The 24,519-nt window shown below is 50.7% G+C and carries 20 protein-coding genes, 1 tRNA gene, 2 rRNA genes, 2 pseudogenes and 1 other annotated feature (1 of these 26 running past the window's edge); of the genes and pseudogenes, 18 read left to right on the forward strand and 7 right to left on the reverse strand.

Annotated elements, in window-relative coordinates; genetic code table 11:
- The 6 genes and pseudogenes from FCN51_RS25105 to FCN51_RS25130 all read left to right on the forward strand — a co-directional run.
- Positions 1-1,711 (forward strand): 23S ribosomal RNA (locus FCN51_RS25105) (it extends 1,032 nt beyond the left edge of the window).
- 108 nt (positions 1,712-1,819) lie between these two features.
- A 5S ribosomal RNA gene (gene rrf / locus FCN51_RS25110) occupies positions 1,820-1,935 on the forward strand.
- Positions 1,936-1,990: 55 nt separating this feature from the next.
- A tRNA-Met gene (locus tag FCN51_RS25115) sits at positions 1,991-2,067 on the forward strand.
- A 61-nt stretch (positions 2,068-2,128) separates the two neighbouring features.
- Positions 2,129-2,449: a hypothetical protein gene (locus FCN51_RS27155; RefSeq protein WP_029336036.1), complete on the forward strand. Its 321-nt coding sequence runs from the start codon at positions 2,129-2,131 to the stop codon at positions 2,447-2,449.
- Positions 2,450-2,795: 346 nt separating this feature from the next.
- Positions 2,796-4,006, forward strand: a protein-coding gene (locus FCN51_RS25125; protein WP_096884248.1) for an IS3 family transposase whose coding sequence is annotated in 2 segments (ribosomal slippage) — positions 2,796-3,081 and positions 3,081-4,006 — 1,212 coding nt in all. Because the reading frame shifts where the segments join, the coding sequence is not laid out codon by codon here.
- Positions 3,074-3,190 (forward strand) — a sequence feature (AL1L pseudoknot). Its footprint overlaps the gene before it by 117 nt.
- Positions 4,007-4,048: 42 nt before the next feature.
- A pseudogene (locus tag FCN51_RS25130) lies at positions 4,049-4,189 on the forward strand (transmembrane phosphoesterase); the annotation flags it as partial.
- Positions 4,190-4,258: 69 nt separating this feature from the next.
- Here FCN51_RS25130 and FCN51_RS25135 read toward each other — a convergent pair.
- Positions 4,259-5,173 carry a helix-turn-helix domain-containing protein gene (locus FCN51_RS25135; protein WP_310256615.1) on the reverse strand — a complete coding sequence of 305 codons (915 nt, stop codon included), beginning with the start codon at positions 5,171-5,173 and terminating at the stop codon, positions 4,259-4,261.
- 141 nt (positions 5,174-5,314) lie between these two features.
- Here FCN51_RS25135 and FCN51_RS25140 point away from each other — a divergent pair.
- The 4 genes and pseudogenes from FCN51_RS25140 (at position 5,315) to FCN51_RS25160 (ending at position 9,497) form a co-directional block, all read left to right on the forward strand.
- Positions 5,315-6,073, forward strand: a pseudogene (locus FCN51_RS25140) (SDR family oxidoreductase).
- Positions 6,074-6,167: 94 nt separating this feature from the next.
- Entirely contained in the window at positions 6,168-7,241 is a 1,074-nt protein-coding gene (locus tag FCN51_RS25145; RefSeq protein WP_310256618.1) for an alkene reductase, read from the forward strand.
- 698 nt (positions 7,242-7,939) lie between these two features.
- Positions 7,940-9,172, forward strand: a complete 1,233-nt coding sequence (locus FCN51_RS25155) for a GTP-binding protein (RefSeq protein ID WP_310256622.1) — start codon at positions 7,940-7,942, stop codon at positions 9,170-9,172.
- Complete coding sequence (locus FCN51_RS25160) at positions 9,165-9,497, forward strand: DUF6525 family protein (protein WP_310256626.1); 333 nt, start codon at positions 9,165-9,167, stop codon at positions 9,495-9,497. Before FCN51_RS25155 ends, FCN51_RS25160 begins: the two co-directional genes overlap by 8 nt.
- Positions 9,498-9,505: 8 nt before the next feature.
- Here FCN51_RS25160 and FCN51_RS25165 read toward each other — a convergent pair whose 3' ends face one another.
- Entirely contained in the window at positions 9,506-10,567 is a 1,062-nt protein-coding gene (locus FCN51_RS25165) for an AraC family transcriptional regulator (protein ID WP_310256629.1), read from the reverse strand.
- A 167-nt stretch (positions 10,568-10,734) separates the two neighbouring features.
- Here FCN51_RS25165 and FCN51_RS25170 point away from each other — a divergent pair, with 167 nt between their 5' ends.
- Positions 10,735-12,687: a primary-amine oxidase gene (locus FCN51_RS25170; protein WP_310256631.1), complete on the forward strand. Its 1,953-nt coding sequence runs from the start codon at positions 10,735-10,737 to the stop codon at positions 12,685-12,687.
- A gap of 366 nt (positions 12,688-13,053) precedes the next feature.
- Complete coding sequence (locus FCN51_RS25175; RefSeq protein WP_310256633.1) at positions 13,054-14,355, forward strand: ammonium transporter; 1,302 nt, start codon at positions 13,054-13,056, stop codon at positions 14,353-14,355.
- A gap of 52 nt (positions 14,356-14,407) precedes the next feature.
- Here FCN51_RS25175 and FCN51_RS25180 read toward each other — a convergent pair whose 3' ends face one another.
- The 3 genes from FCN51_RS25180 to FCN51_RS25190 all read right to left on the reverse strand — a co-directional run bounded on the left by FCN51_RS25180 (position 14,408) and on the right by FCN51_RS25190 (position 17,663).
- Entirely contained in the window at positions 14,408-15,436 is a 1,029-nt protein-coding gene (locus FCN51_RS25180) for an alpha/beta fold hydrolase (protein WP_310256636.1), read from the reverse strand.
- Positions 15,433-16,575, reverse strand: coding sequence for an SMP-30/gluconolactonase/LRE family protein (locus FCN51_RS25185; RefSeq protein WP_310256638.1), 1,143 nt, complete (start codon positions 16,573-16,575; stop codon positions 15,433-15,435). The genes FCN51_RS25180 and FCN51_RS25185 overlap by 4 nt, the downstream gene beginning before the upstream one ends.
- 542 nt (positions 16,576-17,117) lie before the next feature.
- Positions 17,118-17,663, reverse strand: coding sequence for a DUF4142 domain-containing protein (locus FCN51_RS25190; RefSeq protein WP_310256641.1), 546 nt, complete (start codon positions 17,661-17,663; stop codon positions 17,118-17,120).
- A gap of 419 nt (positions 17,664-18,082) precedes the next feature.
- Here FCN51_RS25190 and FCN51_RS25195 point away from each other — a divergent pair, with 419 nt between their 5' ends.
- Positions 18,083-18,577 carry a hypothetical protein gene (locus FCN51_RS25195; RefSeq protein ID WP_004449792.1) on the forward strand — a complete coding sequence of 165 codons (495 nt, stop codon included), beginning with the start codon at positions 18,083-18,085 and terminating at the stop codon, positions 18,575-18,577.
- A gap of 57 nt (positions 18,578-18,634) precedes the next feature.
- Here FCN51_RS25195 and FCN51_RS25200 read toward each other — a convergent pair whose 3' ends face one another.
- The gene (locus tag FCN51_RS25200; protein ID WP_259330869.1) at positions 18,635-19,015 is read right to left on the reverse strand and encodes a hypothetical protein; all 381 of its coding nucleotides are present in this window, start codon (positions 19,013-19,015) and stop codon (positions 18,635-18,637) included.
- Positions 19,016-19,058: 43 nt separating this feature from the next.
- Positions 19,059-20,432, reverse strand: a complete 1,374-nt coding sequence (locus FCN51_RS25205) for an Nramp family divalent metal transporter (protein ID WP_310256645.1) — start codon at positions 20,430-20,432, stop codon at positions 19,059-19,061.
- Between the two features lie 192 nt (positions 20,433-20,624).
- Here FCN51_RS25205 and mntR point away from each other — a divergent pair, with 192 nt between their 5' ends.
- The 5 genes from mntR (at position 20,625) to FCN51_RS25230 (ending at position 24,499) form a co-directional block, all read left to right on the forward strand.
- Positions 20,625-21,101, forward strand: coding sequence for a manganese-binding transcriptional regulator MntR (mntR, locus tag FCN51_RS25210; protein ID WP_310256648.1), 477 nt, complete (start codon positions 20,625-20,627; stop codon positions 21,099-21,101).
- Between the two features lie 185 nt (positions 21,102-21,286).
- Complete coding sequence (locus FCN51_RS25215; protein WP_310256650.1) at positions 21,287-21,655, forward strand: antibiotic biosynthesis monooxygenase family protein; 369 nt, start codon at positions 21,287-21,289, stop codon at positions 21,653-21,655.
- An 80-nt stretch (positions 21,656-21,735) separates the two neighbouring features.
- Positions 21,736-22,641, forward strand: a complete 906-nt coding sequence (locus FCN51_RS25220; RefSeq protein WP_374727187.1) for a heme/hemin ABC transporter substrate-binding protein — start codon at positions 21,736-21,738, stop codon at positions 22,639-22,641.
- Complete coding sequence (locus tag FCN51_RS25225) at positions 22,638-23,693, forward strand: FecCD family ABC transporter permease (RefSeq protein ID WP_310256656.1); 1,056 nt, start codon at positions 22,638-22,640, stop codon at positions 23,691-23,693. Before FCN51_RS25220 ends, FCN51_RS25225 begins: the two co-directional genes overlap by 4 nt.
- Positions 23,690-24,499 carry an ATP-binding cassette domain-containing protein gene (locus FCN51_RS25230; RefSeq protein WP_124306092.1) on the forward strand — a complete coding sequence of 270 codons (810 nt, stop codon included), beginning with the start codon at positions 23,690-23,692 and terminating at the stop codon, positions 24,497-24,499. The genes FCN51_RS25225 and FCN51_RS25230 overlap by 4 nt, the downstream gene beginning before the upstream one ends.
- Positions 24,500-24,519: the final 20 nt, after the last annotated feature.

A 24,519-nucleotide genomic window follows, 5' to 3' on the forward strand; every position in this document is an offset into this window, starting at 1 on the left:
ACCAGGAGGTTGGCTTAGAAGCAGCCATCCTTTAAAGAAAGCGTAATAGCTCACTGGTCTAATAGAAACCCTGCGCCGAAAATGTAACGGGGCTCAAGCCACGTGCCGAAGCTGTGGGTGCATATCTATGATATGCGCGGTAGCGGAGCGTTCCGTAAGTCAGTGAAGGAGACGGGGTGACCCTCTCTGGAGATATCGGAAGTGCGAATGCTGACATGAGTAGCGACAAACAGTGCGAGAAACACTGTCGCCGAAAGTCCAAGGGTTCCTGCGCAAGGTTAATCCACGCAGGGTTAGTCGGCCCCTAAGGCGAGGGCGAGAGCCGTAGTCGATGGGAAACAGGTGAATATTCCTGTACCTGCCAGAAGTGACGAATGCGATATGTTGTCAGGTCTTAACGGATTGATCTGGCTTTTGGAGCATTCCAGGAAATAGCTCTGGCGTATAGACCGTACCCGAAACCGACACAGGTGGACTGGTAGAGAATACCAAGGCGCTTGAGAGAACGATGCTGAAGGAACTAGGCAAATTGCTCGTGTAACTTCGGGATAAGCGAGACCCGTTGGTGGGCAACCATTGGCGGGTGGCACAGACCAGGGGGTAGCGACTGTTTATTAAAAACACAGGACTCTGCGAAGTCGAAAGACGACGTATAGGGTCTGACGCCTGCCCGGTGCCGGAAGGTTAAGAGGAGGTGTGAGAGCACTGAATTGAAGCCCCGGTAAACGGCGGCCGTAACTATAACGGTCCTAAGGTAGCGAAATTCCTTGTCGGGTAAGTTCCGACCTGCACGAATGGCGTAACGACTTCCCCGCTGTCTCCAGCATCGGCTCAGCGAAATTGAATTCCCCGTGAAGATGCGGGGTATCCGCGGTCAGACGGAAAGACCCTATGAACCTTTACTGCAGCTTTACAGTGGCATCAGAGACATTCTGTGTAGGATAGGTGGGAGGCTTTGAAGCAGGGGCGCCAGTTCCTGTGGAGCCATCCTTGAAATACCACCCTGAATTTTTCTGATGTCTAACCGTGGTCAGTTAGCCTGATCCGGGACCCTGTATGGTGGGCAGTTTGACTGGGGCGGTCGCCTCCCAAAGTGTAACGGAGGCGCGCGATGGTGGGCTCAGGCCGGTCGGAAACCGGCTGTTGAGTGCAATGGCATAAGCCCGCCTGACTGCGAGAGTGACAGCTCGAGCAGAGACGAAAGTCGGCCATAGTGATCCGGTGGTCCCGCGTGGAAGGGCCATCGCTCAACGGATAAAAGGTACTCTAGGGATAACAGGCTGATCTCCCCCAAGAGTCCACATCGACGGGGAGGTTTGGCACCTCGATGTCGGCTCATCACATCCTGGGGCTGGAGCAGGTCCCAAGGGTTCGGCTGTTCGCCGATTAAAGTGGTACGTGAGCTGGGTTTAGAACGTCGTGAGACAGTTCGGTCCCTATCTGCCGTGGATGTTGGAGACTTGAGAGGATTTGTCCCTAGTACGAGAGGACCGGGATGAACATACCTCTGGTGCACCGGTTGTCGCGCCAGCGGCACCGCCGGGTAGCTAAGTATGGAAGGGATAACCGCTGAAAGCATCTAAGCGGGAAACCCACCTCAAAACTAGGTCTCCCTGAGGGTCGTGGTAGACCACCACGTTAATAGGCCAGGTGTGAAAGCGCGGTAACGCGTGCAGCTAACTGGTCCTAATCACCCAATAGGCTCACTCTCTTACTGTCCCCTTAAAAGGACAGCCCGTGCACAGAAATCATCCATATATCGCCTACTTCTTCATAACCAACCGTCCTCCACACACCCCTTACAGGGTGGACTGGATGACCTGGTGGCCATGGCGGGGAGAGATCCACCCGATCCCATCCCGAACTCGGCCGTGAAAACCCCCAGCGCCTATGATACTGTGGCTTAAGCCACGGGAAAGTCGGTCGCCGCCAGGTCTTCCAATCCACCCTACCCAAATCTTACCCATACAAATTTCAACACACTTACAACCGCGGGGTGGAGCAGCCCGGTAGCTCGTCAGGCTCATAACCTGAAGGCCGCAGGTTCAAATCCTGCCCCCGCAACCATCTGAACTTGCGATGCGAACGCATCACGAACCCCAGCCCGGAAACGGGCTGGGGTTTTCGTTTGTCCGCTGCCCGACGCCACCGTCAGGATGCCAGCCAGATCGCCCCGGACATCGATCTGGAGGCCTTTGTCGGATGGCGTGAGGATGATGGCCTCGATCAGCGAGCGGATCACCTCGGCCGCCTCCTGGCGTTTCTCGTCCAGCTCGGAATGCAGCATGTCGTGCAGCCGTGCGAGCTGCCGGTGGTAGAACTCCGCCATCTGTGGATGGAGCAGGGGCGGGGGCGCTTCGGCGTTCGCGAGGAAGTCCCTGAGTTCCGCCTTGCGGGCTTCGAGCTTCGATCCGCGCTCTTTGACCGTCTCGATGGAAATCGCTTCTGAAAGGTAGAGATCCATCAGGCGCTGGATGTCGCGCTCGACGCGCTTCAGTTCTGATTCAGCCGCGCCGATGTCGGCGGAAGCCTCCATGCGCAGCCGGTTCATCTCGGTGGTGAAGGCCGTGCAGAACTCGGCGAACAGGTCCGGATCCATCAGGTGGTGACGCAGGGCGTCGAGGACGCGCCGCTCCAGTTCCTCGCGGCGCATATTGGTCCGGTTGTCGCAGGTGCCCTTGTTGCACGCCGTCGAGCAGCCCAGAAGCGCGCCGGAGATCATGGAATAGCCGCCACCACAGTGAATTGCCCCGGGTTTTGTGGAGACAGAAAGACCCGTGAGGTAAGAAGAATTCATGAGCAATAAATCGAAGCGTTTTCCGCCTGAGTTTCGTGACCGTGCAGCCCGCATGGTTCTGGAGGAAGAGAAGAACCATCCTTCGCGGTGGTCTGCAGTGATGATGATAGCGCCAAAGCTGGATATTCATCCTGACACGCTGTCAAAATGGACCCGTCTGCATGAACGTGCCAATGCGCCTGCGGTGAGTGACCTGCCTGATCGAGAGAAGATCAGGCAACTGGAGCGAGAGAACCGCGAATTGCGGCAGGCCAATGAAATCCTGCGTAAGGCGTCGGCATATTTTGCCCAGGCGGAGCTCGACCGCATCTTCAAGCCATGACACGCTTCATTGAGGAGCACCGGCAGACATATGGTGTCGGGTCAATCTGCAGGGTTCTGTCGATTGCACCATCTGCCTATTATGCAACTGTTGCCAGACAGAAAAATCCGTGTGTGCGCAGCCAGAAAGACAAAGAACTGTGCGATGACATCCGTAGAGTGTGGAATAATAATTTCTGCGTCTATGGAGCGCGCAAGGTCTGGCATCAGCTCAGACGTGAAGGCGTGGATGTCGCCCGCTGCACGGTAGAGCGGCTGATGCGCCGGATGGGGCTGAAAGGCGTCATTCGTGGCAAGGGGGTCAGAACCACACGGCCTGATCCGCAACGTCCGTGTCCGCAGGATCTGGTGCAGCGCCAGTTTCATGCTCCTGCCCCCAACAGACTGTGGGTTTCGGATTTCACGTATGTTTCCACTTGGCAGGGCTTTGTTTATGTGGCCTTCATCATTGACGTCTTTGCACGGGTTATTGTGGGTTGGCGTGTCTCCTCAACGGCTCATACCGACTTCGTACTGGATGCCCTTGAGCAGGCTCTGTGCCAGAGGCAGCCTGAGGGAAAAGTGACCCACCATTCCGACCGCGGCTGTCAATATGTGTCCATTCGCTACACGCAAAGACTGGCTGAAGCGGGGCTCGTTGCTTCTGTCGGCAGTGTTGGGGATTCCTATGATAACGCCTTGGCAGAGACCATTAACGGACTTTACAAAACCGAACTCATCTATCGGCAGGGGCCATGGAAAAACAGGGAAGCTGTTGAACTGGCAACACTTAAATGGGTCGACTGGTTCAATAATCGGCGGCTCCTGTCCTCCATTGGAAACATCCCGCCAGCAGAAGCTGAGGCACGCTTTTATGCACAACAGAAATCACATGCATTAGCCGCTTAAATCAGATAAAAAACGTCTCCACAAAACCCGGGGCAATTCAGGAATAACGGATTTGTATCCGGGCGCTACGATGTGAATGGCATGACGCTTTACGTCAGTAACGGTACCGGGCTGTGGCCAGGCTTTGCGCTTCGGCTGGGCATACCGCCTGAGATCACCTGCTTTAGTTTGCGTGCAGGATAATACTGGGGTTTTATCAAGTGTTTCTTATAGCACATCTCGCCGCAACCGTGTTCCTTCTCATTTCTTGAGTTATAGCTTCCTGTAATCACGTGGGCTAACACCTGTTTCCCTGCGAAACACCTGTGCAAAATGGCTCGGGCTCTCATAACCGATGGTCAGGGCGATCTCGATGATGGATTGATCGCTCTGGCACAAAAGTTCCTTCGCATGTTCAACACGTCGCCGCACAAACCAGCGTGACGGGCTTTGTCCCATGGTGTTGTGAAATGATCGGCTGAAATGAAACCGGCCCATCCCGCACAAAGCGGCCAGAACATCCAGATCAAATGGTTCGGCGAGATGTGCCTCCATATGATCAAGTGCCTTGCGAAGTTTCCAAGCTGGGAGCTGTGCAGGTTTGGGCGTACGTGTAACATGTGTATTTGCATAATTGCGCAAAAGGTGGATGGTCAGACTTTCTAAAAGTCCGTTCACAAATAAAGGACTGGCCAACAGAGGCTTCTGTAGCTCAGCCGTCAGACCTGTCAGAACGCCAGATATAAACGTATCCTGAACACCGGAAATATCACGCATACGGAGCCGCAATGGGTTAAGCCCCAAAGATCGGGCAGCGCGGTTCACCAAAGTCAGCCCCAGATAGAGATGCAGGACTTCAAACGGGTATTCCGGACGGGCCTGCCAGCGCATGAGGTAAGGCGCATCGGTTTGTGTCAGGAAGAATGATCCGGTTCTGGCCCCACTTTTCGTCCATTCACCTGTCAGTTCGCGTTCTTCAATTCGCGCATTTCCAGAAATCACCCACACAAGCAAAGGCTCGGCGACGGCAGGAACCAGCACCTCATCTTCCTGCTGCGCCCGGCGGAATATCTGTGCCTCAGCCTCTTTCCAGGCATCCCCCTGGCTTTGCCCGATTTTCCGTCCCGGAATGCGATCCTCCAGGGCATAACTGGCAGCACGAAGGGAAGAATGCTGCGGGTGAAGCATCCGGTTTGCCTTTCAGGCATGTTGCGAGTTAACCCGATTATCTCATGGAAGCGCAAAATCACAATGGTTTCAGCAAAAGGGCGAGAGAAGCCTTCGTCCGTAGTCTCTACATCTTTTCCCTGTCATTTTTAAACGGAACATGTGGAGATTATCATGAGCATCAGAGGTAAGGTTGCCCTTGTTACAGGAGCTTCCAGTGGAATTGGTGCTGCAACAGCACGCAAACTTGCGGCAGAAGGTGTTGTCGTCGGTCTGGCGGCACGGCGCAAGGAGCGTCTCGACGCATTGGCGGCGGAAATTACCGGGGTATGAGGCAAAGCCATTGCTCTTCCAACCGACGTAACGGATCCTGCGTCATGCAAAGCCGCGACTGATGCACTTATCACTCAATTTGGCAGGATTGATGTGCTGGTCAACAATGCGGGCCTGATGCCTTTGTCCAGCGTTGATAGCCTGAAGGTGGACGAATGGAAGCGCATGGTGGACGTCAATATATCAGAAGTTCTCAATGCAACGGCAGCGGTACTCCCACAGATGATCGCACAGCATTCGGGCCATATCTTCAATATGTCTTCAATTGCGGGCCGGAAAGTTTTTACCGGTCTGGCCGTTTACTGCGCTACCAAGGCCGCTGTCACGGCGTTTTCCGATGGGCTCCGGATGGAAATCGGGCCAAAGCACAATATCCGCGTGACCTGTATCCAGCCGGGAGCGGTGAAGTCCGAACTGTACGAGCAGATTACAGATGCCTCCTACCGCAAGCAGATGGATGATCTGGCAGCATCCATGACCTATCTGGATGGTGAGGACATTGCTGACACGATCCTGTTTGCACTGAAAGCCCCTTCTCGGATGGATGTTGCAGAACTGTTCGTTCTGCCCACTGAACAGGGGTGGTGATTACACAAACATGAGCTGCGGGAAGCTTTCTGTTGTAATCGACGAGAGACTTCCCCAATTCATAAGAACCGCGTCTTTATAGGAAGGATCTGTCATGCCCAGCCTGTTTGAGCCGATTAAACTGGGAAGCATTTACGCCAAAAACAGAATTCTTATGGCGCCGCTGACGCGCGGCAGAGCAACCTGTGAGCATGTTCCGACACCTATCATGGCCGAATATTATGCGCAGCGTGCCAGCGCAGGCCTGATTATTTCGGAAGCAACCGGCATCAGCCAGGAAGGTCTTGGATGGCCCTATGCGCCGGGCCTGTGGTCGCAAGACCAGGTGGAAGCCTGGAAGCCAGTTACAGCAGCCGTACATGCAAAGAGCGGAAAGATTGTGGCCCAGCTCTGGCACATGGGGCGCATGGTGCATTCCAGTGTGACGGGCCAGCAACCAGTTTCCTCATCGGCGACAAAAGCGCCTGAGCCATTGCATACTTACGAGGGCAAGCAGGCGCCCGAAATTGCTCGTCCCCTTACCAAGGATGACATCGCGCGTATCCTGAACGATTACGAAAAAGCTGCACGTAATGCGCTTCAGGCTGGCTTTGATGGCGTTCAGATTCATGCAGCCAATGGTTATCTGATTGATGAATTCCTGCGGGACGGCACCAATCATCGTTCCGATGAATATGGTGGGTCTCCTGAAAACCGGATACGCTTCTTGCGTGAAGTTACGGAACGGGTAATCGCCACGATTGGCGCAGACAGAACGTCTGTAAGACTTTCACCAAATGGTGACACACAGGGTTGTATCGACAGTCACCCAGAGCAGGTTTTTGTGCCCGCAGCAAAGCTTCTGAACGATCTCGATATTGCTTTTCTCGAACTGCGTGAACCCGGGCCCAATGGCACATTCGGCAAGACCGATCAGCCGAAGCTGCATGGTCCGATCCGCAAAGTCTTTACGAAACCGCTGGTTCTGAATCAAGATTACACACGGGAGGAAGCGATTGACGCAGTTGCAACCGGTGTGGCTGACGCCATTGCCTTCGGGCGGCCTTTCCTCGCCAATCCCGATCTGGTGCATCGTCTGGAAGATAACCTTCCTCTGAACAAAGATGATATTCGCACTTGGTACACGCAGGGGGCAGAAGGTTATACCGATTATCCACGCGCACCATAACATCCCATCGTTTTCTGAAAGCTCTTTTTATTTAAAAGGAAGCTTTCATTTTTTATGGTGAAAAAGATTTAGAGAGGCGTGATATTTCTCTTGGGCTGGGCAGAATAACCTAAATGGTTCTACTATGTGTCACGAAGTTGAACACTGGGGAGCCTATTTCTGTTCCGCTTCTGACAGTTAATTGGCAGAGTTTAACTAGGGCTTATTAGATCTTGAAATTCCTCCTATATTGTATGGAAGGAAGAAGAAGACGAAACTGACACTTTTACGGACGAGACATGGGCGATTAGGAAACCTCTCATTGAGGTAGTTCGCCCGAGGGGTAAGACGCTGCCACATAATGTGCGGCGCACGATAACAGCAATCTTCTAACATCATGAGAATGGCGCGAAATGGCGGAGTATCCCCGCTGAACTGGGTCCTTAGGGGCGGGCTGTTGCAACAAGATACAAAAAAAACAGCAACGTCTTTCCTCGCGGTTATCCACAATCGCTGCAGCAGCAGGTTGGATCAAGCCCTAACAGGCCCTAAATTGTTGCAAGTTCATTTATCTCAAAGAGCCTAAGTGCTGATTTTAAAGGAAAGGTGCTGGAACGGCAAAAACTGTCAGGGTAATCGGGCCTATCTCATGATAACCTTTTTCAGGTATTGTTATATTATAACATAACATATAGATTTGGCGGATCGTAACCGAATGAATGGTGTCCGTCATGCAAGAAAGACTTCCGGTAACAGTCCTTTCCGGCTTTCTGGGGGCAGGAAAAACAACGCTACTTAACCATGTGCTTAATAACCGCGAAGGCCGGAAAGTCGCGGTGATCGTCAATGACATGAGCGACGTAAATATTGATGCGGATCTGGTGCGTGACGGCAGCGATCTATCCCGCACAAACGAAACACTTGTGGAGATGAGCAATGGCTGCATCTGCTGCACGTTGCGTGATGATCTGTTGCAGGAAGTCCGGCGGCTCGCAGAACAGGGGCGCTTCGATTACCTGCTGATTGAATCGACCGGGATTGCGGAACCTCTTCCGGTTGCGGCGACATTCGAATTTCGTGACGAAGCAGGCGAGAGTTTGTCTGATATTGCACGGCTGGATACGATGGTGACGGTGGTGGATGCCGTTAATCTGTTGAAAGATTATGCATCAACAGATTTTCTGCGTGACCGGGGCGAAACAGCAGGTGAGGGTGACGACAGGGCATTGGTCGATCTGCTGGTGGAGCAGATTGAGTTCGCGGATGTTGTGGTTCTGAACAAGGTTTCCACCGCAACACCTGCGCAGCGTGAGGCTGCGCGGCAGGTTGTTCAGGCTCTTAATGCCGATGCGGACATTATCGAAACGGATCAGGGTATTGTGCCTTGTGCGCGCATTCTGGATACACACCGGTTCGATTATGATCGGGCCCATAAACATCCGCTATGGTACAAAGAGTTATTCGAATTTAAGCAGCATGTTCCCGAGACAGAGGAATATGGCATTCACACTTTTGTCTGGCGTGCCCGCCGCCCACTGGTGCCGGAACGGTTTAAAGCCTTCATAGATTCTATGTGGCCAGGTGTAATCCGGGCGAAGGGGCATTTCTGGCTGGCAACGCGCCCACAATGGGTGGGTGAACTTGGGCAGGCAGGTGCACTGGTGCGCACGCAAGCTATGGGCCGCTGGTGGGTAACTATTCCCAAAAATCAGTGGCCAGATAGTGATGAGTGGCAGGATATGATCCTGTCGAAATGGAACCCTGTTTATGGGGATCGCCGGCAGGAAATTGTGTTTATTGGCACGGCAGAGATGGATGATGTCGCTATTGGCGCAGCCCTGGATGCCTGCCTTGTGCCGGAGTTTGATGAGCAGCAGTTCAATCCATTGCTGTTCGCCCATCTGCCTGACCCATTCCCGGTTTGGGGGCAAGGAGAAATGGCGGATGCGTAAGGTTATGGCCGATAATGAGCGGACATTACGGCATGAGATGTGGAGAAGATATGCAGGTGATGACTGGGCAGCATTTGATGCACTTCCTGCCACTATCCGGGAAAGGGTGGCAGCACATGCCTATGATGCATGGTCAGTTAATGTGATGATGCTCTGGCAGCATTACAAACGACTTTATGGCCGCACAATGCGCGCCGAACGCGCTTTGATAAGATATCTTGATTATTGCGAGAGATTGGAACGTGAGGCATTTTCTTCACGGTATAGTGATGTTTACGGTATGGATTTGCCTCATGATGCAGCGTGCGCCACAGTTTTGAGATAACTTTAGAGTTATTTTTTCCATCTCTTTCGGCTGCGTGATAGGCTGCTTCCATCACTATACCCGATACGGTACGCTAATGTATCTCGGTTCAGCCCATCACGCTGTTCAAAAATATTGGCTAGTTCTTTGCGGGAGGCATCAAGCATACTGCGAAAAGTTGTGTTCTCACGCGCGAGCAGGCGCTGCAATGTGCGTGGGCTGGTGTAAAGCGCACGTGCAACAGATGCCAGAGAAGGATTGCCAGCCAGAATACAACGACGGATTGCCAGCATAACTGTAGAGATGAAAGGCTGGGCAGCATATTCCTCCCCAATCAGGTCACAAACATGGCGTTCTAATATCCGGATCAGATCTGGGTCTGTCATTGTGCGTCGGTCATCAAGGTCCTGTTCATCAAATAAAATGCGGTTATGGGGCTGACGATAGAAAATAGGGCAGCCAATACGCCTGCGGATCATGGCGGCTTTTTTGCCCGGTGCATGCATGAAATCAACCTGTATAGGACGCCATTGGGACCCAAGCCGTTCACGAATCAGGTTAATGAGCAGAGCAAGAGTTAACTCCACATCCTGCTGGCATGGCCAGTGCTGTGGCACATCAAGGCTGTATATTATCTCTGCAATGTCATTGTCCGAGTTCAGGGTTAGAGAAGAATGGCTCTGTACAGCAAAAAGGTAGTTCCCAAACGCCAGCACTGCTTTGCGTAATGTTGGAAGCGCCTGAAAAAGCAATCCAAGTGGTCCAATCTGGCCGGGGGTGCAGGTAAGGCCAAGTTCAAAGCCAAGTGCTTTATTGCCTTCCAGGGCCGAAACTTCCTCAAACAGGTTGAGATAGCGTTCCATTTCAACAACGCTGTATGACTCTTTTGCAATATCCGGATCAATGCCGTTCCGTGCCAGCAACTCTCGCGGGTCTATGCCCGCATCACGCAGGGCATTGATAATAAGCATCAGAATAGACGTGCGCATGACAGGCACAGGGCTGGATGCAATTTCAAAATATTTCGTCAACGGAGGCATGGCAATTTCCTTGCGTGGGTCTTGGCGCAAAATGCCACTGGAATGGCGCATTATGTCATTACCACATCGATACGTTCATCCTTACAGTCATTCCATCGCCGGAAAGACATGCTGCCCTTCAATTTTTGCAACGGAGGGGAAGTTTGCCCGGTTTCCCGCCGGCAATCTGCCCGAGGGACATAACTGTAATAGAACCAGAACAGGGATTTGTGATCATAATGGGCCATTCATCCTGCCAGTCATCATCCAATGAGACTTTCAGTTACCCACTCGACCCGTTGAACCCTGATGAAATTCGCGCTGTCGTTCGTATTGTAAAATCAGATGCACGATTTGGCGAACATGCGCTTTTCGAAACCATGATGATTGTGGAGCCAGATCCGGAAATATTGCGCGCTCTTGCACCCGGTGAAAGCTTGCCACGTCTGGCGCATGTTAATGTCTTCTTCAATAACAAACTGGGGGTAACAAGGGTTACAGTCTCTCTTACTGCCGGTAAAATTGTTGATGTTCGGGCGTTTCCCGATGCACAGCCCATGCTTCAATTAGAGCAATTTGATGCTTTTGAAGATCTGGTTAAAGCTGATCCGGGTTTTATTGATGCCTGCCACAAACGCGGCATTACGGATATGTCTTTGGTTTGTGTGGACCCTTGGTCTCCCGGTCTATTTGCTGATTTTCCCGGCACGGAAGATCGGTTGCTCTGCAATGCATTTGTGTGGGTAAGAGCTTTTCCTGATGACAATTTCTATGCTCACCCCGTAGAAGGGTTGAACGTACTGGCAGACCTACGCACCGGTGAGGTGCTGCGGATTGAAGACCGCAATCCTGTTCCCATTCCGTCTACCTGTATCAATTACGAGGCGCAGTTTATCAAAGAACCACGCCAACCTTTTAAGCCGTTGAACATTGTTCAGCCGGAAGGGGTTTCATTTTCTCTCAAAGGTCATGAACTAGAATGGGACTTGTGGAAAGTTCGTATTGGCTTCAATGCGCGTGAAGCCCTAACCTTGCATGACATAAGCTATAACGGCCGCCCCCTTATAAACCGTGCTTCTATTGTGGAAATGGTGGTGCCTTATGGTTCACCAGATAATTCCCATTTCAAAAAGCATGTTTTTGATATTGGTGAATATGGTGTGGGCAAGCTTGCCAATTCGCTCGAACTGGGCTGCGATTGTCTGGGGGTGATCGAATATCTTGATGGGCACATGAACACCATGTCCGGTGAGGTGATGACCATTAAGAATGCCATCTGCATTCATGAAGAAGACAATGGTTTGCTATGGAAACATACTGATTTCCGTACCAACCATTGCGAAAGCCGCCGTGGGCGTAAATTGGTTATTTCGTGTGTGGCAACAGTGGCCAATTACGATTATTCCTTTAACTGGTATCTCTTTACCGACGGGAACATCGAATTCGAGGCCAAGGCTACTGGTATTATCAATACCAATGGTTGTGAACCAGGCCAGCCCGGAAAATATGCCAATGAGGTCTCACCCGGTGTTGCAGGTCAGATCCACCAGCACATTTTCTGTGCCCGTATGGATATGGCCCTGGATGGCCCTGGAAACAGTGTAACCGAAGTTAATACATATGCAGAACCACAAGGCCCCACAAACCCATACGGTAATGCATTTTATGCAGAAGAAACGGTTCTGAAATCCGAGCTGGAGGCCTGCCGTAAGGCTAATCAGGATACGCACCGTTTCTGGAAAGTGATTAACCCCAATAAACAGAATTCTGTTGGCAAGCCGACAGCCTACAAAATCCTGCCGACACACCCGGTAACGCCTATGGTGCACCCGGACTCTCCATCTGGCAAGCGGGCAAACTATAACCAGAACCATTTGTGGGTGACCGCGCGTGACCCGGAGCAACGTTTCCCCACTGGGGAGTTTGCTAACCGCTCAGACGGAACGGATGGTTTGTCTTCCTTTGTGCTGAAGAACCGGTCATTGGTGAATACCAACCTTGTTGTGTGGCATACCTTTGGCATCAACCACATTGTGCGCACAGAGGATTTTCCCGTTCAGCCTGTTGTAACCTGTGGTTTTATGATGATGCCGACCGGTTTCTTTAACGTAAATCCGGGCATTGATCTTGCACCAGCCAAGAACACAGCAAGCTGTTTGGCAAAAGCAGGCTGCTGCGAAAGCGCTCAATAAAAACACTAAGTAATACATCAGCCTGCCACGCATTGACCTGCGTGGCAGGCTGGGGAGAGACGCATCATGATTTGTTGCTTGCTTGCGTTACTGGGGTGCCTCTTGCCGGCAAAATTTGCACGGCGTTTTTTCAGCCAGTCGTGTCATGCAACGGAACAGAACACATGCGGCCATAGCTTGCGGCGTATGCAACTGCCAGTTTTCTGGCGCAAGGCCGTTTTTACCGTGTTGGTGTGCATTGGCTTGGCAGGGCTGTCGCACATGGCTTTCATGTATTTTACCCCTCAAGAGCACATGCACCATCATATGAGCCAAATGTAACCATCGTTACGCCGCCCTGATACAGGAATGGGAGCATTGATCTTTATGCCTTACATTTTTCTTCTGTCTGTCCTGCTTTGTGGGCTTGTGCCATTTGCCTCCGCGCAGGCTGCTGATGCGGCATCAGCATTGTCTGGCGGAGATAGTGCATGGATATTGGTTTCAACCGTTTTGGTAACGCTTATGTTGCTGCCGGGTGTTATTCTTTTTTACAGTGGCATGATCCGAAAAAAGAATGCTCTGAGCATATCCGTGCAGACCATGACGGGCGGCGCAATATTAAGTATTCTGTGGGTGGTGTGTGGGTATAGTTTAATCTTTACGCCCGGCACACCCTTTATTGGCGGCCTCAGTAAAGTCATGTTGCAGCATGTCAGTGTTACGTCTGTGCTGGACAGTGTTCCCAATATTCCTGAAGTGCTTTTTTGTGTGTTCGAGCTCAGCTTTGCCGCTATTACGCCAGTTTTGGTGCTGGGGGCCTGTGCAGAGCGTATGAAGTTTTCAACAGCTATGTGGTTTACCCCGGCGTGGAGCCTGCTGATTTATATGCCCATTGGGCATATGACATGGGGGCCAGGTGGTCTGTTTGGTACAATGGGCGCCATGGATTTTGCTGGTGGGCTTGTCGTGCATATCACCAGTGGGTTTTCTTCCTTGGTAACGGCGTTGATGGTGGGGCGCAGAAAAGATGATGGCATTACCAGCCTTGCGCCACATAACCTTATCCTCACCCTAAGTGGTGGGTGCCTGTTGTGGGTAGGGTGGTTTGGTTTTAACGGTGGATCTGCACTTGGAGCCAATGCTTCAGCCGCCATGGCAATTCTTAATACGCAAATAGCGGCCTGTGCGGCATTGTGTTCGTGGTTAGTGGTAGAATGGAAAATGTATGGCAAACCAAGTGTGCTTGGAGCCATTTCCGGCGCAATTGCTGGTTTGGTCGCCATTACACCGGGATGTGGATTTGTAACGCCAGCAGGTGCTCTGATTATTGGGGCTTTAGGAGGTGTTGCCTGCCTGTGGGCTGTGAACTGGCCCAAACACCGTTTCCATTTTGACGATGCACTGGATGTATGGGCCATTCATGGGGTAGGTGGCGTACTGGGTGCTATTCTTACGGGTGTATTTGCGGCTTCTTCAGTTGCGGGAGAAGGCAAGGGAGGTGTGCTGGAAGGGAACTGGAAACAGCTTCTTGTTCAAATTGAAGTAACGGTTTTTGTAGCCGTATTCACCATAGTTATGACCCTGATTATTTTAACAATCCTTAAAAAGACTGTTGGGCTATGCGCCTCTGAAAAACAGCAGTTAATTGGTCTTGACCTTACTGAGCATGGGGAGGCCCTGCGGTAGGGCCTATCCTCAGCTAATATGTGGCTTTGATGTATGATGCTACCCCAGCTATTTAATTCAGTGCCTGAAGAAGGAACTTATGAAAGGTGTTTGGATCTTGTAGCTGGGGCGTGTGCCCAACATTAGGAAATTCAACCAGTTTTGCACCAGGAATAGCTGCGGCAGCTAGCTTGCCCAGTTCGGCGTAGTGTCCCAACTTTGCGCGCACATCCGGCGGAGCGCCATCACTTCCGATCGCGGTCACGTCTTTATCTCCAATCATCAATGTTGTTGGGGGCTTGAGGCGTGGCAGATCATAAACAACTGGCTGTGTTGCAATCATGTCGTAAAGTAGAGCAGAATTCCACGCGACAAGATCAGCATCGGGCCCCCGATACATGCCAGCAAGCATCTGGACCCACGGTTCGTAGTCGGGGCGCCATTCATTGGCATAATAGACTTTTCGTTCGTAATCCCGGATCTGCTCGGCCGTTTTGCCCCGTTCACGAGCATACCATGCATCAACTGTTCTATAAGGCACGCCTTTGGCCTGCCAGTCCTCCAACCCAACAGGGTCAACCAAAACCAGCCGGGAAATATCTTGTGGGAACATAAGAGCATAGCGAATGGCCAGCATTCCACCCGTGGAGTGACCAACCATAGAAAACTGCGAGATATTCAGATGTGCCAGTAGGGCACGGGTGTTGCTGGCCAGCTGCCCGAAACTGAACTGATAGGCCCGTGGCTTGCTAGACTTACAAAACCCGATCTGGTCTGGAGCAATAACCCGATACCCCCGGTCCGTCAGAACGTGAATTGTATTTTCCCATGTTGCTGCACAAAAGTTTTTGCCATGCAAAAGCACAACAACCTGCCCATTGGGGTGCGTCGGCCTAACATCCATATAGGCCATGTGTAACGTCTGTTGCTGGGACTGAAAAGAAAATTCCGCAACAGGCCACGGGTAGGAAAAGCTTTGTAATTCAGCCCCATAAATGGGCTCATTCTGTGGCGCTGCTTTGCTATCTGGGCTAAAGAACAAGGTTGCAGCCATTAGAAACACACACAGTGCTGATGAGTGGCCTGACCGAATATTTTTCATCCTTCCACGCCTTCGCCTAGCGAGATTCCGTCCAGACTTTCTGGTAAGGGCATGGAAAGAACCAGAAACGGTGCGTGAACCTCGTTCCGACCGTTGTTCAAAAAAGTGAGCTTCTGTAATTGCGGGCAGGGAATATACAGCCTTCGATGACGGTCTATGAACAATGCATCCGGAGAAATCAGGCGGTCATCCTGCACCAGTGTTGCGCGCTTTCCTTGGGGTGAAAGCACGGTAATCCGGCTGTTTTCTGCATCTGCGAGATAGAAATTTCCGTGCGTATCCATGCAGGTGCCGCCGATACTGGGAATTTCCGCTACAATTTCCACCTTTTGCGCAAGCTGGTTATCTGTCTGGGCCGTATCCAGAAGGTCAGCTACCTTGATGCGTTTAAGGGGGCCTGCGGGAACTGCAAAATAAAACCACGTTCCGCTGGCATCGACTTCAATATCATCACTGGCAGTATCAGGGCGCTTTCCGTTTCCATCTGCCAGAATACGCCCACCTATACCTTTATGGAGATGAATACCATCATTCCGCATAACCTTTTGGCCAGACAGACGCCGCAGTGTTTTTCCGGTTGAAAGGTTATGGATAATCACACCACCAAGGCCGCTATCTGTTACAAATATCAGATTACCATGTATTCTCAGGTCATTGAACCGCGCACCGGGCGGCATGATGGCATCAGAAAAACTGAGCACACGGATAATGCGACCGGTTTTTACATCAAGCTGGACCAGTTTTTGCGCACCCGCTTGTGGCTGGCCGCCTGGGGGGGCTCCCTGATCCACAACCCATAGTGTATTATCGCGAAAAAGATGAATGGCATTCACCATAACAAAGGCCCGAGTGCCATCTTGTCCTTTTTGCCATGTATTCCAGCTTCCTCCGGGAAAAGGTATTGGCTGACCGCTACTATTTACCCGCGCCAAAGAGAAGGTTTTTTCCATACCGGGGAACCGTGGCAAACCAAGAAAAATCTCCCCTTCGTGCGAGACAGCAACGCCGCTGGCAATAAAAGGTGACTGAGCGACCACAAAAAGCTGTTCTTTTGCTTCGACCTTCTCAAAAGGGTAGCTTGCCAAGCCAACGGCTATACCATTCAAGAACAGCCTTCTCGTTATTGAGTGTGATGACATGGGATATTTCCTTGAAGCAAAGTGAGCTGCCTCTCTTCAATTTCAGGGTTTCCCAACAGGAAACGCGTCACGGCAATACTTACCTCAAAACAACATCGTATTATGTATTTTCGTGTAAAAACGACGCTATGAAGCAAACGTTTCCTGCTTCCGGTAAGAAGTCTCAAAAAATCAATGTTTTTAGAATTTTATCGATGGGGCAACTGTGATGCAGATGCCAAAACCACGGTGAGGCACTTCTTTTACAAATTCATACATTCCATTTAGAATGGCATGACGTAATTTTGGTTAATGAACCATAGAAGCCCAACAGGGTGTTTTGTTTCATATTGCAGTTATGGGAGAGGGGGCAGATTGCTTCCAGCGTTCCTGTTACTCTTGCACTGGTGGCGGACAGGGTTGTGCTGACTGCCTTAAAATCTGTTATGATGTAAATATCTTGGCGCAAAGCGCGAAGTAATAGAAAGAATTCCGCCCGACCAGTCATGTCGGGCGGATTGATAGGTTAGGTTGTTACTGTATATTTTATTGCAATAAATTTCTTATTTAATTTGTGATTGATAAGTTGTGATTTTAGTTTTGGTGTCTGTAGCGAGTTTGAACAAGTCTGTATTTTTAGATGTTGTAATTTCTGCCGTAAGGACAGATGTCATCTTGTTTGTGCTGCTCATGAAATAGCGGGAGTAGCTTCTGTCAAACGCTGCGCCATATAGATGCTGTAACCGATCAATGACCTTTTGGTTTTGAGCGGAAGGTTTTGCAGGCAACGTTAAAGTGTGGGCAGTTGCCAATTTGCTAAGCGTATCATGGTTTTCCGTCAAATCTTTTACGATAGTCGGGCTGAGAAGCGCGATATCGCTACGGGCTGAATGGGTTTTGGCAAGGTTTGCCAACGCAATATGGGTGAGATCCATTTCATTAAGCTGTTGTACAAAATTTGCGTCAGTAGATGTAAATGGTGCAGCTTTTGCCAAAGCCGGCAAGGGAGGGGCAGGCGGCTGACCAGGGCTGATACAGGCGCTTAGCGCAAAAAGGCTAACAAGAAGTGGGGAGCACATAAGCGCTTTACGACGAAACAGGGCCAGCATGATCAGCAAATTCTCCTTTGGCCATACAGGCCATTTTGTATGACAGTTTTGCTGCCATACAGCGCTTAGAAAAGCCTATGATGATAGGGAGTGACCAAGAAGGCAAGATAGGAAAAACAGGATTTTCTTATTAATATTATAAAATCAAGTAACAATAGGAAAGATATATTGATAACTCCCGGAACGTAATTTATCAGAAAAGAAATGTTCACACTTTATTTAACATCGTGCATTGTGTGGAGAGCGCGCAGTAAATTAGAATGGCTGCGCTTCTATGTAGAAGTGTTTAGGTAAGTGTGAGGATAGTCGAAGAAATGAAGTGTCGTATTGCGGGTTTGTTCGCGGTTGCCTCACTCTCTGTGAGTTTGAGTGGGTGCGGATATTTTGATTCACGGGCCGCTCATAAAGCGCAGATCACAATGATCGGGATGACCTCTTATGATCTGCAAGCCTGTGCAGGTCTGCCAACGGCAACCAAACAGATTAACGATACGACGCAGATCTTTGTTTACACAGGAACACAGCCACAGCCGAGTTATGGTGGTTCCACCCTTATTCCTATTGGTGATATTGCAACAACAATTGCACAGCTTGGAGGCGGGGGCGGCACAAGTTGTTCTGCGGTCATCCGTCTGGATCATGATCGTGTTTCAGATGTGCATTACACAGGTAATAACGATGAAATGGTTGGAACAGATGGTATCTGTTCCATTATTACACGAGGCTGTGCCCGTCAGCCTGAAGGCACGATGCAGAAATCTGCTGGTGGCATGTTGGGCCCAGTTTCGGCTTTCCATCCGCCACGGACACCGCAACAATCCACAACAGCAACGTATTCTACGCAATCTGGTGCTGCTGTATTGAATACTGATAAAAAATCAACAGATTCAATTATCGTGCCCAGAACACAGTAAGGCATAGGATTAGTTAGATTTGAGAGGAAGCATGGTTTTGACAATGCTTCCTCTTTTTTATTTCTTTGCAGTCGATATATTGTGGGAAGCTTGGTAATAGGCTTTGGCCGTGACCCAATGAAGGGCTGTTTCACCTTCTTTTACGCTCAAAATGCCTTCATCAATGTCCTGTCCTACATTCAAGGATGCCAAGTCTATCTGCAAGAGAAGATTATAATGATCACCCATAGCAGCAGGCCCGTATTGAGAATGTGCCTGATAAATGCAGCTAAAGCGTTTGTAGGCTGTGCCTCTTGCAAGCGGATATTTTGAAAAACAGCTTGAGACGGCAGCATGCATTTCCCCCTTACCTTGGTCATCCGCACATCCTGACAAGAACAGACAGATAGAAGCCGCAACGAAACAATGCTTCTGTATTAAGTTTGCAAAAATTTTCATGGTCCAGAGAAAGATTTTGTAGATAGCAGTACGTGGAGAGATTTTACAAAATAGTATCGTATAAAAGTTTAAAGTTGAGAACCAGAATAAGAGCAGCCACACTCCAAGCAAGAATGGTCGTTTTGCGAGAGATAACAAGTTCCCCCATTTTCTGGCGGTCAGATACAAACAGAATTAAAGGGATAACGGCAAAAGGGAGCTGCATGGACAGGATAACCTGGCTGAGCATCAGCAGTTCTCCCACACCCTTGTTACCATAAAGGGCTGTTACTCCTATAACAGGAAGAATGGCGAGGCTGCGTGTGAGGAGCCGTTGTAGCCAGTGCGGTATTTTTAACCGCAAAAAGCCTTCCATAATAATTTGCCCCGCTAATGTGCCGGTAACAGTCGAGTTGGTTCCGGCTGCCAGAAGGGCAACGGCAAACAGGGTAGAAGCAATACCCAACCCAAGAACGGGAGAAAGCAGGCGGTAGGCATCCTCAATTTCCGCAACATTCTGATGGCCTGTTGTATGAAAAGCAGATGCAGCAACAATCAGAATGGCGGCGTTAATGAACAATGCCAGCACAAGGGCAATTGTACTATCCCATGTAGCCCATCGAATAGCCTCTTTACGGCCAGCTATTGTGTGCTCGAACGCTCGGGTCTGCACGATAGATGAATGAAGATACAGATTATGCGGCATGACTGTCGCGCCAATAATGCCAATTGCAATGTAGAGCATCTGGCTATTGGTCATGATTTCGGGTGAGGGGATAAAGCCTTTCAGCACGTCAGCAACAGGTGGCGCCGCAGCCACAAGCTGCACACCAAAACAGATGGCAATAATGCTCAGCAAGGCAATAACAAACGCTTCCAGGTATCGGAAACCACGGCTCATTAAAAAGAGCACAAGAAAGGCATCAAGAACCGAGATGATGGCACCGCCCAAAAGTGGAATACCAAACAAAAGCTGAAGTGCTACGGCTGTACCAATAACCTCAGCCAGATCACATGCAATAATGGCAAGCTCACATGCCAGCCATAAAACAATATTGATGGCTGGTGGAAAATGATCTCGACATGCCTGAGCCAGATCACGGCCTGTTGCAATACCCAATCTGGCTGAGAGAGCCTGAAGCAGAATGGCCATCAGGTTTGAAAACATGACGACGGCAAGAAGCGTATACCCAAACTGGGCACCGCCTTGTAAATCAGTCGCCCAGTTGCCGGGGTCCATATACCCCACGGAAACCATGTAACCCGGCCCGACAAAAGCCATAAAGCGCTTGAACCACGATGTATTGGCCGCCGGCAATTTAATACTGGCAAAAGATTCCGGCAAACTTTGGCTGCCTGCCTCTGTCGTTTTAGCAAAACGCCATGCAGCTTTTGGGGAAGACAACGGAGGAGCAGGGGCTTGCGAGTCTTGAACCATAAATCCAGACTAAACTGTACCTGATTAAAATATGCAACATGCTATATTACAAAGCATAGGGAAACTTTTGGTTGCAGTGCATTTGCATGATATCCGATGCAAAATATTCCTTTTGGAATACTTTATGCTTCATGGAATAATCTTGGCGGTATGGAGCCATACGCAGCCTTACGGACGTGTTGGAAAGTGAGAATGCAGCAAAGTTTTGATACGGCAGATACGCTACCCGATGCACAAACGCATTCAGAAGGGTTTCGCATCAGCCGTGTAGCCCGGCAACACGCCATAATTGAAGATTATGTGGAACTGATTGCCGATCTTCTGGATGAAGGGCAGGAGGCCCGGCAGGTTGATCTGGCAACCCGGTTAGGGGTCTCGCAACCAACTGTTGCCAAAATGTTGGTGCGCCTGAGCGATGAAGGTTTGGTCGCGCGCAAACCATATCGTGGTATTTTTCTGACACCCGATGGGCGCGAAATGGCAGAAAAAGTGCGCGTACGGCATCGTATTGTTGAAGCATTTCTTCTGGCTCTTGGTGTAAGCCCATGCAACGCACGAATTGATGCAGAAGGGTTGGAGCATTACGTAGGCGTTGAAACACTGGAAGCGTTTCAACTTGCCATGGATGCTGGTCTGGATGCCTTCATGCAAAAAGCCAGAAAAAAATAGAATCTAACCCAATCAGGGTAGATGTTTGCCACGGGCAATATTCTGATTTCATTCAAAAAAATTCTAAAATTTCATAAGCCTTACATATATCTCATAGTTCACGCACAATATGATATTGATTCTCATTATCGTTTATGAAAGGGTGAGTGAGATTTCGTGCGCACAGCCGCGCTGCATTTGTAAAAATGTTGGATCTGAAAGCATTTGGTAGTGTGGAGGGAACAATGTTTATCGCCATGAACCATTTTAAAGTTCGGCCAGAAAAAGAAGCCGAGTTTAAAAACTGTTGGCTTGAGCGGGAGGTTCTGTTGAACACCGCCTCAGGTTTTTTAATGATCCAGTTCATGCGGGGAAATGTTTTTCCGGGTTATGTGGCCTATGCATCCCAAACGGTCTGGACATCCCGTGAGGCGTACGAAGCGTGGCGTAAATCGGAATTGTTTCATGCCGCGCATAAAGGTGTCGGACAGGGGGAGGCTTTAACGCTCGAAAAACGTGCGTTCAGTAGTTATGAGGTGCTTCGCACTGTTATAGGACAGGAGCAGGCAGCCTGATGAAAAACCCATCAATAACAAAAAGGTATTGTGATCAGGTTAGGACTATACCCGTGCTGTCTCGTCGATCTTTAGGAGGTATGCTGGCTTTGGGAATGGCCTCAGTCTACATACCGCGTATCGGGTTGGCTCAGGATACGACAAATGCAGTAATGCCTCGTATTGTAACAGATTGCCGAGGGCGACGTGTGACTGTGCATAGTGCTGCCAGAATAGCCAGTATCGGCGGTACTATTACCGAAACACTGTATGCACTGGGGAAATCAAGTGCGATTTTGGCGGTGGACCAAACCTCCACATATCCTGAGCAAGCGCTAAAAGAGAAAAAAGATCTTGGTTACATGCGCGCTATTTCGTCTGAGGGAGTTTTGTCCCTGCGCCCAGATCTTGTGCTGGCAATGAACGATGCGGGCCCACCCGCAGCTATGGATCAGCTTGTGGCATCGGGTGTTCCTGTCGTGTTTGTAGATGCCACACCATCTCCCGAAGCTATTGAAAAGCGTACCCGCTTTTTAGCTGATATTGTTGGCGCTCAGGCGGAAGGGGAACAACTGTGTGGCACCATTGCTGGGCAGTTCCGACAACTGGAAGCATGGCGTGCTGCGCATACGGTGAAGCCACGCGTCTTGTTTGTCATGCGCATAACAAACAACCGACCTATGGCCGCAGGTAAAGGAACGGCAGCAGATGCCATGATCAGCCTTGCCGGAGGCGTTAACGCTGGCGCTGATATGCAGGGTTACAAGATTGTGGATCAGGAAAATCTGGTCGCCCTTCGGCCTGATATTATTCTGCTTATGGATCAAACTGCCACAACACTTCGATCAGCTTTGCAGGCAGACCCGGGTTTCAAACTTACCCCAGCCGGTCGCAACAATGCCTTTGTAAGTATGGAGGGTGAACGGTTTCTGGGCTTTGGCCCCCGTACACCTCAGGCAGCTTTAGAACTTGCCAGAATGATGGCGGCGGTGAGCCACCCTGTATGATTATGGCGCGGCGGCATGTCGTTCTATTTCTATGCGCTTTGTTGCCATTGCTGATATTGGTTATGGCTGTTTCCCTCAATGTTGGGGCAACAGCCATACATCTTACAGCTTTGTGGCAGAGTGGCGCGGAACAGACAGATAGCTTTGCAGACCGGGTTGTGCTGACCCAGATCCGTGGTCCTCGTGTTGTTATGGCCGGACTTACGGGCGCTGCGCTGGCTGTAGCCGGAGCCATTATGCAGGGGCTTTTCCGCAACCCATTGGCAGATCCGGGGTTGATTGGTGTGTCCTCTGGGGCGGCTTTGGCCACAGCCTGCATGATTGTACTGGGTGGAGCATGGCTCAATTTAGGGGCGGCAGGGCTACAGGCAGAAATTATGAGCACGGCATGGGCTGTTCCGGTGGCAGGCATGCTGGGTAGTTTTGTTGCGGCATGTTTGCTTTACATGTTTGCAACACGCGGGGGCGCCACATCTGTCAGCATGATCTTGTTGGCAGGCGTGGCGTTTAGCGCGTTTTCTGGGGCGTTGACAGGCATCCTCATCTTCCGCGCGAATGATACGGCATTACGTGATCTGACATTTTGGACAATGGGCAGTTTTGCTGGGGCAACATGGTCGCGCATAGGTCTGTTATGTCCATTTTTGTTGGTGGCCACGTGGGTAACGGTGCGTCTGGCTTTGCCTCTGAACGCTCTGTTACTGGGGGAGAGTGATGCACGGCTTATGGGGTATCCTGTAGAGCGTATTAAGCGGCGTGCCATGTTCTCGGTTGCCTGCGCTGTTGGTCCTACGGTTTCCTTTGTTGGAGCAATTGGGTTTGTAGGCGTTGTGGTTCCCCATCTGGTGCGTTTGGTTACGGGGCCAGATCATCGGCTGGTGCTGCCGGGCAGTGCCTTGTTGGGGGCAATCCTGTTAATAGCGGCAGATACGCTGGCGCGCATTATTGCTATGCCCGCAGATGTGCCTGTGGGAATTGTAACCGCAGTTTTAGGCACACCACTCTTTGTCTGGCTCCTTACGCGTACACACGACAGGGAAAGACTGGCATGAAGCTTTGCTTACAAAATGTAGGTTGGCGCGTTCGAGGCAAAGATATTGTGCAGGGAGCCTCTCTGGACTTTGTGCCCGGTCAGATGACAGCCATTGTGGGGCCAAATGGAGCCGGCAAAAGCACATTGCTCCGTCTTGCCAGTGGTTTGTTGCGGGCAACCAGTGGCGATGTATGGCTTGGTGATGCTTCTATTACCACGCTTTCGTCTGCCCAACTGGCGGCTGGCCGGGCCATGTTAATGCAGGACTCTCCGTTGCGGGCTCAGTTTACGTTGAGTGAGTTGGTGGCAATGGGAGGGCAGATTTCCGCCCCATTCATGAGCGCTTCAGTCCGTTTGGAGCTTGCCGGGCTGTTACTGGAGCGCGTTGGTTTGGCTGCTTTTGCTGAGCGTGATGTTATGGGGCTGTCTGGAGGGGAACAGCAGCGGGTTCATCTCGCCCGGGTGCTGATGCAGTTAGAGGCAGCCGTGCATGGCACAGACAGGGCACCAGGATTTTTGTTGCTGGATGAACCAATTTCGGCTCAGGATCTCTCCCGGCAGCATTTGGTGCTTAACCTTGCGCGTGCTCATGCCTCAGGTGGTGGTGGAGTTGTGCTGGTCATTCATGATCTGAATTGGGCCGCAGCCTGTGCAGACCGCATTGTGGTAATGCACGAGGGAACCATTTATGCGCAGGGGTCGCCAGAACAGGTTTTAACCAATGCGTTAGCCAACCGTGTATTTGGGTTGGAAGAGGGGCGTGTGCGCATACATGCAGGTACCGGTAAGCCTTACGTTTTGCCACATGATATAATTTGCCAATAATGGTTGAAGGAAAGAAACAG

The sequence above is a fragment of the Acetobacter pasteurianus genome (assembly GCF_009914215.2).
GTDB classification, from domain to species: Bacteria; Pseudomonadota; Alphaproteobacteria; order Acetobacterales; family Acetobacteraceae; genus Acetobacter; species Acetobacter pasteurianus.